This is a genomic window from Oscillibacter ruminantium GH1 (assembly GCF_000307265.1).
GTDB classification, from domain to species: domain Bacteria; phylum Bacillota; class Clostridia; order Oscillospirales; family Oscillospiraceae; genus Oscillibacter; species Oscillibacter ruminantium.
This window is the reverse complement of record NZ_DF158898.1, coordinates 462921-475350: the sequence shown is the minus strand read 5'-3', so window position 1 is coordinate 475350 and position 12430 is coordinate 462921. Positions and strand designations below refer to the sequence as shown.

The following is a 12430-nucleotide window of genomic DNA, read 5'->3' as shown; positions in this document are numbered from 1 at the left end:
AGATTTTTAACGGCGCGCGCAAAAGGAATCAGATCAGCTTAGTGGTCCAATCCTCTACATTCCAGATCTGGGTCACCAGATCGGAATAGAACTCCGGTTCGTGACTCACCAGCAGCAGTGTGCCCTTGTAATTCCGAATGGCGGTGCGCAGCGCCTCCTTGGCCTCAACATCCAGATGATTGGTGGGTTCGTCCAGCACCAGCAGATTCATGGGGCGCAGCATCAGTTTGCAAAGACGCACTTTGGCGTTTTCTCCGCCGGAAAGAACCCGCATCTGGGTGGTGATATGCTCGGTAGTCAGGCCGCATTTTGCCAGCGCGCTCCGGACTTCTCCGTTGCTCATGCCGGGAAACTCGTTCCAGATTTCTTCCAGAGCGGTATGGTCGTTGCCGCGTTCCTCCTGCTCGAAATATCCCACCTCTGCAAACTGATCCAGCTCCACGGCGCCGGAAACCGGCGGGATCAGGCCCAGCAGGGTTTTCAGAAGCGTGGATTTGCCCAGCCCGTTCACGCCGCGGATGGCAATTTTCTGGTTGCGCTCCACGATGATGCTTACCGGGCGGGTCAGGGGTTCGCCATAGCCCAGAACCAGATTCTTTGCCGTGACGACCTCCCGGCTGGGGGTGCGGGCGGGGGAGAAGGAGAACGTCGGCTTTGGCTTCTCACGGTCCAGTTCAATAATCTCCATTTTATCCAGCCGCTTCTGGCGGCTGCGGGCCAAGGTGGCGGTGGCAGCCCGGGCCTTGTTCCGGGCCACAAAATCCTCCAACTGGGCAATCTCCTTCTGCTGCTTTTCATAGGCTTGCTCCAGCTGACGCTTTTTTACCTCGTAAAGCTCCTGAAATTGCTCATAATTGCCGGAATAGCGGGTTAGAACGGTATTTTCCACATGATAGATCACATTTACCACGTCATTGAGAAAAGGAACGTCATGGGAGACGAGAATGAACGCATTTTCATAGTTTTGCAAAAAGCGCTTCAGCCAAGCAATGTGATTTTCATCCAAAAAGTTGGTTGGCTCGTCTAAAATCAGGATCATGGGATTTTCCAGCAGCAGCTTGGTCAGCAGCACCTTGGCCCGCTGTCCGCCGGACAGCTCGCTGACATCCCGATCCAAGCCGATGTCGCCCAGACCCAGTCCGCCTGCGTACTCCTCGATCCGGGAATCCAGCACGTAGAAGCCGGAACGCTCCAAAATTTCCTGAATTTCGCCCACATCCGCCATCAGCTTCTCCAGCTCCGTGCCCGCGCAGTCTCCCATGCGGTCATACTGCGAAAGCATCTCCTGTTCCAGCGCGTACATGGGCGCGAAAGCGCCGCGCAGAATATCGCGGATGGTTTTTCCTTTTTCCAGCACGCTGAACTGATCCAGATAGCCGGTGGTGATGTGGCTGCACCACTCCACAGTGCCCTCGTCGGGACTGCGCTTACCGGTGATAATGTCCAAAAAGGTGGTTTTCCCTTCGCCGTTGGCGCCCACGAGGCCCACATGCTCTCCCTTCAGCAGGCGGAAAGAGGCGTCCTTCAAAATTTGGCGGGCGCCAAAGCCGTGGGTAACGTGACTGACGGTTAGAATGCTCATTGGGTTCTCCTTGGTAAAAAAACTCCGCCGGAAAGGCGGGATTGTGTCTGGAATCACAATCAGAGCCTGTGAAATTCCAGACTGTGCGGCTGGATCAGCCGCCGACTTCAATTAAAACGCCGGCACACAACGTATGCGGATGTCCGTTTTTAATCATAGTTTTATTCATGATACCACAGATCGGGGAAAATTCATATGGCTAATGCGGATGATTTGAGTCCTTTGGGATAATCTATTGATTACAACGCTCTGGTGATCCAAGACCCCTGCGAGGACAGTTTCAAGGAAATTAAAATAGCGGCATGGAAATTTCTCAACAGATCAAAGATTCAAATCCTTACCCGGATTAAAAAGAAATCCTTCCACCGCAATGGCCGGGGGGATTTCTTTTTCTGTGTTTACGCTCCTGCAAAACCTGCGCGTTCCTTTTGTTGAGGCTATGAAAAATGAAACCTTTCAATCCTGTGACTCGTCATCCATATAAAACAAAAATGACTTACAGGATTGCGCTTTGTCACCAAATTGAGAGGATTTTTCCCGGAAGAACCGTAAAATAGAAATAAAATAAGAAACAGAAAGAAGTTAAGTAATGTCACGAAGATCAATATGGGTGGCGCGAATCCTTTTAAGTATCGTTCTTGTAACAGCCGCGCTTCTGATTCATTTGCAAGGGAATTCTCATAGCATGTATGAGCCGGTTGAAATGCCGGAAGTGGAGGGGACTGTGCCTGTTTCCTTGGAAACGCCTCGAGACACCGATGCTTTTACAGCAGAGGCACCAACCGACGCCAAGTTAACAGAACCCGAACCGGTAAAGCATGAGCCGGTTTCCTACGACGGCCGCCAACTGCCGATTCTAATGTACCATCATGTGGTGCGGGAGGGAGAAACCTGCAATGAGATGACGGTTACCGACACACGCCTCAATGCGGATTTACAATGGCTCACGGAGAACGGGTATCATACGATTCTGCCCCGGGAGTTGGCAGAAGGAAAAGCTCTGCCGGACAAGCCGATTCTCATCACCTTTGACGATGGCTACCGCAGCAACTACGAACTGGCGTATCCTTTGCTGCAAAAATATCAGGCGAAAGCAGTTATCTCCATTATGGTCTATATGCAGGATGTCTGCGCATCGTCCTTCCTCAGCTGGGACATGTGTCGGGAAATGGAGGATTCCGGTCTGGTGGAGATTGGCTCTCACACGTATCTCCTGCATAATCTGGATGACCGCAACGGCAATTTTACGCCTCATGGAATCAACGGCATCCAACGAAAGCCTGATGAATCCGACGACAACTTTCAAACGCGTGTTTTGGACGACATCAAAAAAAGTCAAGATCGAATTGAAGAAAAATTGCAGAGGAAGGTGACTTTCTTTGCCTATCCTTACGGCATTGTGGAGCCGGACGCCCAGCCGCTGGTTGACTCGTTGTTCCCAGTGACGGTTGTGACGAAAAAGGGGACGGCGGATTTGACGCACGGTCTGCAAAATCTGCCTCGCTGGACGGTGACGATGAAAACCAAGCTCAGCCGCATCTTGTCAGACTGACGCGGCTGAGCCGACGGGAGAAGGACGGTGTTGATGCAAAATTCTGAAAGGCCAAAGAAGCGGTCTGCCGCGCGGCTCCGAGCAGGAAAGCTGTATTACGGGGCATTGCGCCGTCTGCTTTGGATCAAAATGCGAAATTCGTTTGCCTCTGCGAGACAAGAACAATTACTGCCATACACCTGCTTTGCACATCAAACGGTTCTTTTGCGAAAACTGAAAGACGTTGACATGTGGATGCAGGAGAATAAAATTGTCAATCTGAAAATTGCCGCCCGGCGCGTCAACGGGATTCTGCTTCGGCCGGGAGAAATTTTCAGTTATTGGAAACTGATTGGCAGGCCGTCCAGAGGAAAAGGCTATTTGCCCGGTATGATTCTCAGAAACGGCTCCTTTCAAGGCGGAATCGGCGGTGGGCTCTGTCAGCTTTCCAATCTGATTTTCTGGATGACGCTGCACACGCCGCTGACTGTGTTGGAGCGTCATCGGCACGGGTATGATGTCTTCCCGGATTCCAATCGGACACAGCCCTTTGGCAGCGGCGCAACCTGCTTTTATCCTTATGGTGATCTGATGATCCGCAACGATACGCAGGATATCTATCAGCTCTTGATTCGTGTTGGCGCGGACGATTTGGAAGGGGAGTGGCGGATATCGGAAAAGCCGCAGGACCGGTTTGAGATTGTGGAGCGGAATCATGAGTTTCGCAGTGAATACTGGGGTGGCTATACCCGGCACAATCAGCTCTATCAGCAGCGATTCAATTTGTATGGGGAACTGCTGGATGAACGGCTTGCTGTTGAGAATTCAGCGATTACCATGTATGCGCCGTTTCTTTCCGGTGACGTGCCCTCGACGAACGTAAAGCAGTCCAACGATACTGAAGGAGGCTATTCATGCTAAGAGATGGCAGCGCAAGTCGACAGAGCGGCATACAGAGTGCGAAAAAGACGGAAAGGATAAAATTTCCCATCCTTGCGGCAGTTCCGTTATTCCTGCTTTTTGGCGCGTTTTACATATTTGTCACATGGACGGCGGTGGAACCCAGCTTTTATGATGAGCGGTGAGGAGTTTGCTTTGCAGATTGAAGCATCCGACGAGAGCACCGACGCTTATCAGAAAAAATTTGAATCTCAGGCCGCGTGGACCGGAAATGGCTCTGACGTATATTCAGTCAATTCTTGTATAGAAACGGTAAATCAAATCAACCATCGTGTTTTTTGAGTAATACCGCTTGACATCTGTACCTTTTTACCCTATAGTTAAACGTGTTTAATACATGTTTAACTATAGGGGGGACTTAGTAATTATGACAAATCAAGATACAAGCAGAAAACTAATTGATACCACAAAACGTTTGCTGACTGATGGTACGCCACTGGAAAGCTTGACTGCACGGCAAATTTCATCCGAGGCAGAAACAAATCTGGCGATGATAAACTATTGCTTTAAATCTAAAGATGCGCTTTTGAAAATTGCAGTTGATGAAATCATTGCCGAAGAGTTTGAGCGGCATTGCCATACAGTGACATTGGGCAGTTCCGCAAAGGAGCAGCTGCGGGAATTGCTACTACATATTTGTAGTGCGATGATAAAGTACCGAGAGCTTACAAAATTGTCTATTCCATACTTAATGCTAAATGATGGAATTTCTTTGCCCCTTGATATTCTGCCATACATCAAGATGCATTTCGGAGCAACAAAAAGTGAAACCGATTGCAGAGTCATTGCATTTCAAATGGTTTACACCATGCAATTGATCTTTTATAGGGCGGAAGATTTTCTCAAGTATTCCGGAATCAATATTTGTGATGCACAGCAAATGCAGAATTTTCTTGATATGCAGTTAAATTTGTTTTTAGGGGGGATTAATGATGAAAAATAGCTTAAAGATGCTTTCACTTATTTCTTTTGCGATGGCTGTTCCCGCACTGATTGTGGTCGATTGGTTTTATGAGGGTTACGGAATTTTAATCATGTTCATTTTAGCCACTGTTGGGCTTGTTCTTGACCAGATTGTACGAATGAATTATCCGAGTAATTCCGTTGCTCCGCTTTCCAATTACCGTAAAAATAGACTGTTGGGCATCATTACTCTGGTTTTGCTGGTTCAATCTCCCATGGCATTGATCTTTGGCAATAGGGCAATGGATAAGTTGGGATTTTGGCTTATGGCGACCATGATTTGCCTTGGCATTATATTGGGTCAAGTTGCGAGATTGAGATTTGCTTACCACACGGTAAAGGAGAATAGAGAATAATGGGCATTTTGCTAAAAATCATGGGCAGTGTATCTATCTTGTTGCTAATTTGCACTTTAATCTGTGGATTGTGGATACGGTTTTATCCACAGGAGAATATGCAGTTCCATTTCGTGCTATCGTTTGCGGCAGTCGTGGTTTCGCTGTTAACTATTGTTTTGTTCATGTTTAAAAAGTAAATTCGTTACAACAATTAAACAGAGATACCACGAATGGTAATGTGACATCTCTGCTATTATCTGTTATAAGCCGAGAATCACCCAGAGGATTACGGGATTTTTATAGGTACGCTCAGTCCGTTCGACCTGCCGGCGGATACGGTGGTTTATGCAATATCTGCCACTCCAAGTAAAGAGAACGACTGGAATCACGGAAAACGGTTCCTCACCGCAGTTAGTGATTCGGAAAACAGCGTGCTCTTTTATGCAGAAAGATGGTAGCTGAAATCAACTGCCGTACCCGCGAAAACACGACTGCCGCAGTGAATGCCGGTGGTTTAGCTGGGTGTGATTGATCTTGTTTTGAATTAACGCCTATGGTAAACTGAACTCCGTAGCAAAGTGAAAATTTATCAGGCGATCAAATTAGCCGGAGGATGAAAAAATGAACATTCGGAATGCAGAAGCGGCGGACTTGCCAGCAATTGAGACGATATTTTCAGAGATTCACACTGCCGAGGAAAACGGCCTTGTGACGATTGGTTGGAAACGCGGAGTCTATCCGACTGCGGCCACCGCGGAGATGGCATTGAACCGGGGCGATCTGTTTGTTCAGGAGGATGACGGCAAGATCGTTGGAACCGGGATCATCAACCAGCAGCAGGTGGATGTCTACAACGGAGCAAACTGGCACTATGCCGCGGCCGACGAGAACGTCATGGTACTTCATACGCTGGTAATCTCCCCAACAGCGGTGAGAAAAGGCTACGGGCAAAGATTTGTTGCATTTTATGAAGACTATGCCAGAGCGCATGGCTGCAAAAACCTTAGAATGGACACCAATGAAAAAAACGCAAATGCCCGGGCCCTGTATAAGAAGCTGGGGTACATAGAGGCGGGTGTTGTTCCCTGCGTCTTCAATGGGCTTGAGGGCGTTCATCTGGTTCTCCTTGAAAAGCAGCTATCATGAAACGCCTAGTGCATGAGAGAGCGGATCCATATCACATCTTCTTTTGAAACGCAGGATGTAATCCGGAGAAGCACCCAAAAATTGAAGAGCGTTACCAAGCACCTGAAAAGGGGATGCAGTTCCATTTCCTGCCCATGATTCAGCAGGTAAAACACGGCCCATGTGACCATCGCAGCACCGGCAATGCACGCAAGAACCTTGCACAGGTCGCGCATTCGGAGTTCCAACACTGCATTGGCGGCCACACCGTGAAGGCTCCAGAGAAATTTCAGCGCCGCCGTGATAAAGGCTGCGATCAAGTATCCGCCCACGCCCAAGCGCGGAAGGAGAACCCATAAAAGGAACATGTCCATGGCGGACGTGTACAAATCGCATTTCAAAGAATAGAGCTGCTTTCCAAGGCCCTTGAGAATCATGTCGAACAGAAGCTCGAAATAAAAAAGTGGTGCGAGAAAGGCCAAAATGCGCAGATAGGGCGCAATGTCTGTGCTGCGGAAAAAGAGAGTTCCCAGCTCTTTGGAGAAGCTCCAAAATACCCACGAGATTCCAATGGAGAAGATCAGAACGATCCGTGTCACGCGGTTGACCATGTAGTTCTTGTGGCGCAGATGTCCGCTGGCCTGACAAGCGGCCAGCTCCGGCAAAAGCAATTCCAGCATGGGAGCCATCATCTGAGCGGGAAACATCAAAAGCGGCATCACCATGCCGTGGATCAGACCGAAAACAGACAAAGCCTGTGACTCTGAGATACCGCTGTGTCGCAGACCGTGGGGAATCAAAAGGTTTTCCGCGGCCCGTGTGCCGGTGGCGGCAAGCGTACTGCCGGCCACCGGCATTGCTGTTTGCAGCAATCGGCGAAAGCGCCTCGGCGTGGAGCCGCCGCCCTGACGCAGTTTCTTATTCGCGTCCTGCCGATAGAGCGCATATTGCAAAATGCAAGAGACTGCCTCTCCGATACCGGAGCTGAGTGCGATCATCGCGCAGGCATCCGATAATTCCGGGTGGAGTGTTCTGTGCAGAAGAAAAACAGCGGTGCCGAGTTCCACCAGCTGCTCCAAAACCTGCGTGATGGCAACGTCGTATGCCCGATCTGCCGCAACAAAATAGCCATTGAAAACGGATGACAGCGCCACAAACGGCAGATTCCACGCAAAGACTCGGAGGGCCAGAATGGTCCGCGTATCTTTTAAAAGCGCCGTTCCCAGCCACGGAGCGCTGAAATAAAGCGCCAGCATAGCCAGTGTCCCGGCAATCACGCCGCAGAAAAAACAGGCTCGGACTACATGGATCGCCCCCGAAAAATGGCGGTGGGCAAACTCCTGCGCTGCCATCCGCGACACCGTCAGACGAAGTCCCATTGTCGCCAGAGCGATTGAAAACATCTGAATGGTGGCGGTCAGCTGCAAAAGTCCCATTCCCTCTGCGCCCAGCGTCTTGGCGAGATAGGAGCGAAACAGCAGTGAGAGCATCTGCAATCCCAGCGTAGACGAACAGAGAATCAAAGAATTGATGAGTAAGACTTTTGAACGTATCAAATTGGCAGCACCGCCTTTTATACAGGTGTTTCAATTTATGAAAAGCTGGGCGCTTTATTCACGCAGCTTGTTAAGCTGTAAAGGGAAGGCACTTTTCAACCACTCGGTGCCGGCCTGCTGCTGGAAAAGCCGGGCAATGTCTGAGATTTCATGGGCAATCCCACTTGTGACAGATGGCGGTCTTGTCACACTCCTCTGAATCTTCCGCGCTTTTTCAAGTAGAGCTTGCGGATGAAATCTGCCGGAAGCACCGTCGAGGCAATCAACAGGATTTTGAAGAGGTCCGTCAACTGGAGATTCACTGTCCGAAAAACCGAGCCGCCGAAATAGATCATCAAAAGCTGCACCAGAGAGACGACCAGCATAATGATGAAAAAAGGTGGGTTGTCCTTTAAATTTTCTAGAATATTCAGGCGGTAGGTGCGGGCGCTGAAGCTGTTCAGGATTCCGGCAAAGATAAAGACGGAGAAAAAAGCCGTCATGAAATAAACCGGATTGTCCCGGCCCTGAAAGGCGTTGATAAAGAAGGGCAGCTTCAAAAAGGCAATGCACAGCACGACGGTATATGTCCCCGTGCCGCCGATCTGGGATTTCATATAGGAGTTGATGATCGGCTCGTCCCGCTGCTTGGGTGGTTCCTCCATGTACTCCTTCAACGGGGGTTCCCCAGCGAAGGCAAGACCTGCCAGCGTGTCCATAATAATGTTGATCCAGAGCATCTGCACCACGGTGATCGGCGTGTCGATGCCGATCATAGGGGCCAGAACGGACACGCTCACGGCGCACAGATTCATGGTCAGCTGGAAGATGATGAACTTTCGGATGCTTTTGAAAATGGTGCGGCCGTAAAGCACGGCCTCGCAGATAGAGGAGAAGCTGTTGTTTAAGATGACAATGTCTCCCGCGCTTTTTGCAACCTCCGTCCCGTTTCCCATGGCAAAACCCACGTCCGCCTGCTTGAGAGCGGGGGCGTCGTTGACGCCGTCTCCGGTCATGCCCGCCACCAGCCCCAAATCCTGCGCCGCACGCACCAATCGGCTTTTGTCGCTGGGCATGGCTCTTGCCACCACCCGCAAAGACGGCAGGCGTTCTTTCAGTTCCCAATTACTGAGCCGTGCCATCTCGGCACTGGTGAGGACCCATTCCGTTTCCTCGCCATGTAAAATTCCACATTCCCGGGCAATTGCCGCGGCGGTTTCCTGATTGTCTCCGGTGACCATAACCACCTGAATTCCGGCCTTCTGCACGCGCCGGACGGCGGATGCCGCGTCAGAACGGATGTTGTCCCGGATGCCAACCAGCCCAATTAGAATCAGGTTTTCAAACGAGCCTTCGGCAGAGACTTGCTTTTCCGAGACGGCCAAAGCCAATACCCGCATCGCATCGCCCGTCATCGAAGAGAGCCTGCTTTTCAGTGTGGACGTTCCGGTCAGCGGACGGATGGAACCGTCCGGTGCGTACCACCGGCGGCACGCTGGGAGAATCCGCTCCGGCGCACCCTTGACCAGAACCAGAGATGCTGGTTCTGTCAGGGTGACTGCGGAGAATTTATATCGGCTGTCAAACGGAATCTGACTTTGGATGGCTGCGCCCGAGACTTTGGGGGAGAGGGGGAGTGCGTATTCCATCAGCGCGCGGTCGGTGGCATTGCCGCCGATGATACCCTGCTTGGATACCAGACTTTCGTTGTTTTTCGCACAGGCCAGCTCAATCAGCCGCCACAGTTCCGGGCCCTTTTGCAGGGATTTCCGATCTGTGTGAACGGTTCCGTCCCCAGTGACAAAGGAGGAGACGGTCAGCTTTCCCTGCGTTAAAGTGCCGGTTTTATCGGTGAACAAGACGTTGAGACTGCCGGAAGTCTCAATACCCACCAGCTTTCGGACCAGCACGTGACGGCGCATCATCTGTTTCATGTTGGCGGACAGAACGATGGTAATCATCATGGGCAGCCCTTCCGGCACCGCCACCACCACCGTGGTGATAGCCAGCGTCAGGGCGTGTAAAATCCGTGCCACAACCAAATGGAAGTCCCGGCACTGTGCGGCGATGACCGCCCACTGAAAGCCGTTGTCGATCAGAAATGCGTGGGTCAGATCGGCCAGTGCCACAGCCACGGCGGCGATATATCCGATTTTACTCAGAGTACCCGCCAGCTGCTCCAACCGGAGTTTCATGGGGCTGTTTCGCGTCTCGCTTTGCAGTTCCCGGGCAAGAGTGCCATAGAGTGTGGCCTTTCCCACCTGTGTCACTCGCATCACGCCGTTTCCGCTGCACACGACCGTTCCCCGAAAGAGACTGTAAGGATCTTCCGGGGCGAGATTCTCTGTGGGTTCTCCGGCGGCGGGGCTTTTTTTTACCTCAACGCTCTCGCCGTTCAGCGCCGATTGATCCATGCGCAGAGAACCGGAGACGAGGATGCCGTCCGCGGGAATCCGCTCTCCGCTTTGCAGCAAAACCAAATCCCCGACTACGATTTCCTCAATGGGGATTTCCTCCGCGCCGCCGGCGCGGCGAACCCGTGACCGGATTCGGGCGCTTTCTTCCTCCAGCGTTCGAAATGCGGATTCGCTTCCGTACTCGCTGAGCGTGGAGACAAACGTGGCCAGCAGAATCGAAATGCAGATGCCGATTGCTTCGTACCAGTCAAAATTGCGAAAAAAGAGAAGAACGTTGATCGCCAGAGCCACCAGCAAAATTTTGATGATGGGATCGCCAAAGCTCTGCAAGAACGAGGCTAAAAAGCTTGTCCGCTTTTCCTGCTCCAGCGTATTCGGTCCGTTCTGCCGCCGGGATTCCTCTACCTGCGCCTTCGTAAGGCCGATGTTGAGATTCTGTTTCCATGTTTTCATATGTATCATACCCTCTTCAACATTCTGAATGTGATAGGACAACCTATGCGTTCTTCGCCTGTCTTATGATAAGATGCTATTTTTCGAGGGAGATCGTCTCTGAACACTTTTCACGGACTGAATCAAACGAATCAACTGAGAGTTCAAATCGTTTTCTTGAAATTTGTGAATGTCAACAAAAAAGCTCCGCAAATTTTACTTTTTATGAAAAAGTATTGACTTAGAGCCAACTTCAGGGTTTACACTTTATTAAGATAGTGGGACAACGAATGGAGGAAGACGAATATGAACTATAGACAACTTGGGAAAACAGGTCTTCGGGTCAGTGAGATCGGGATGGGGTGCGAGGGCTTTTCGGAGGACGACTGCCGCATGACGAAAAAGCTCTTCGACGCGGCGGAAAAAAGCGGCGTTAACTATTTTGACCTGTATGCTTCGGACCCGGAGGTTCGGGCTGCCGTTGGAAAGGCGCTGAAAGGCAGACGGGAAAAATTTATCATACAGGCGCACCTGTGCTCTGTCTGGAAGAACGGGCAGTATCTCCGCTCACGGAATTTGGAAGAAGTAAAACGCGGCTTTGAGGAGCTGATGCAGCTTTTGGATGCCGATTATCTGGATGTTGGAATGATTCACTACTGCGATTCTCTCAGGGACTGGGAAAGCATCGTCAATAATGGCATTTTGAAGTTTGCGGAGCAGCTGAAAAAAGAGGGCAGGATTCACCATGTCGGACTGAGTTCTCACAATCCGGTGGTTGCCAGGAAAGCGGTGGAAACTGGAAAGATTGAAGTTCTGATGTTCAGCGTGAATCCCTGCTATGATTTGCAGCCCGCCAGTGAAAACGTGGAGGATCTCTGGGCCGAGGAGGCATACACAACGCAGCTCACAAATATGGACCCGGACCGGCAGAAACTGTATGAAACCTGCCAGCGGATGGAAGTCGGCATCACGGTTATGAAGTGCTTCGGCGGCGGAGACCTGCTCAGTGCGGAACTAAGCCCGGCGGGCGTGGCCCTGAGCTCTGCGCAGTGCATTTCCTATGCATTGTCAAGGCCCGCGGTGTCGGTGGTGCTCGCCGGGGCGCATTCCGTGGAGCAGCTGGAGGCGAGTGTTGCTTACGAAGATACCCCTGAGGAAGCGCGAGACTACGCGCTGGCGTTATCCTCGTTCCCGAGAATCAACTGGTCTGGCCACTGTATGTATTGCAGCCACTGTGAGCCATGTCCTAAACAGATTGATATTGCAAGCGTCACAAAATTTCTGAATCTCGCGACTGCGGCAAAGGAACTGCCTGAAACCGTGCGGGAGCATTATCGCGTTTTGGAGCATCATGCAGGTGAATGTGTGCAATGTGGTACCTGTGAGAGCAGATGTCCTTTTCAGGTGTCTATTCGAGAGAATATGAAACGGGCGGCTGCGGTATTTGGACACTGATTTTCACGTAAGAACACGAAATCGGTCATTTGGAAATTCGGAGAGGCAAACGCTGGAAGAAAAATTTTGACCGAAAATCACAGTGGGAAATT

9 protein-coding genes are annotated in these 12430 nt (G+C 50.9%); 6 read left to right on the top strand and 3 right to left on the bottom strand.

Annotation, left to right across the window (positions count from 1 at the left end):
• Positions 1–28: 28 nt before the first annotated feature.
• Positions 29–1582 carry an ABC-F family ATP-binding cassette domain-containing protein gene (locus ON16_RS09915; protein WP_040661648.1) on the bottom strand — a complete coding sequence of 518 codons (1554 nt, stop codon included), beginning with the start codon at positions 1580–1582 and terminating at the stop codon, positions 29–31.
• Between the two features lie 685 nt (positions 1583–2267).
• Here ON16_RS09915 and ON16_RS09910 point away from each other — a divergent pair.
• The 5 genes from ON16_RS09910 to ON16_RS09885 all read left to right on the top strand — a co-directional run bounded on the left by ON16_RS09910 (position 2268) and on the right by ON16_RS09885 (position 6520).
• Positions 2268–3134 (top strand): polysaccharide deacetylase family protein, encoded by an 867-nt coding sequence (locus ON16_RS09910; protein ID WP_040661645.1) that lies wholly within the window; start codon positions 2268–2270, stop codon positions 3132–3134.
• A 234-nt stretch (positions 3135–3368) separates the two neighbouring features.
• A complete protein-coding gene (locus ON16_RS09905; protein WP_369384302.1) occupies positions 3369–4034 on the top strand; it encodes a VanW family protein in 666 nt (221 codons plus the stop codon).
• A gap of 406 nt (positions 4035–4440) precedes the next feature.
• The gene (locus ON16_RS09900; protein ID WP_040661643.1) at positions 4441–5016 is read left to right on the top strand and encodes a TetR/AcrR family transcriptional regulator; all 576 of its coding nucleotides are present in this window, start codon (positions 4441–4443) and stop codon (positions 5014–5016) included.
• A complete protein-coding gene (locus ON16_RS09895) occupies positions 5006–5392 on the top strand; it encodes a hypothetical protein (RefSeq protein WP_040661640.1) in 387 nt (128 codons plus the stop codon). The genes ON16_RS09900 and ON16_RS09895 overlap by 11 nt, the downstream gene beginning before the upstream one ends.
• Positions 5393–5995: 603 nt before the next feature.
• On the top strand, positions 5996–6520 hold the full coding sequence (locus tag ON16_RS09885; protein ID WP_040661634.1) for a GNAT family N-acetyltransferase: 525 nt from the start codon (positions 5996–5998) through the stop codon (positions 6518–6520).
• Between the two features lie 5 nt (positions 6521–6525).
• Here ON16_RS09885 and ON16_RS09880 read toward each other — a convergent pair whose 3' ends face one another.
• On the bottom strand, positions 6526–8055 hold the full coding sequence (locus ON16_RS09880) for an oligosaccharide flippase family protein (RefSeq protein ID WP_144032086.1): 1530 nt from the start codon (positions 8053–8055) through the stop codon (positions 6526–6528).
• 185 nt (positions 8056–8240) lie between these two features.
• Entirely contained in the window at positions 8241–10904 is a 2664-nt protein-coding gene (locus tag ON16_RS09875; protein WP_040661629.1) for a calcium-translocating P-type ATPase, PMCA-type, read from the bottom strand.
• Between the two features lie 285 nt (positions 10905–11189).
• Here ON16_RS09875 and ON16_RS09870 point away from each other — a divergent pair, with 285 nt between their 5' ends.
• On the top strand, positions 11190–12338 hold the full coding sequence (locus ON16_RS09870; protein WP_040661626.1) for an aldo/keto reductase: 1149 nt from the start codon (positions 11190–11192) through the stop codon (positions 12336–12338).
• Positions 12339–12430: the final 92 nt, after the last annotated feature.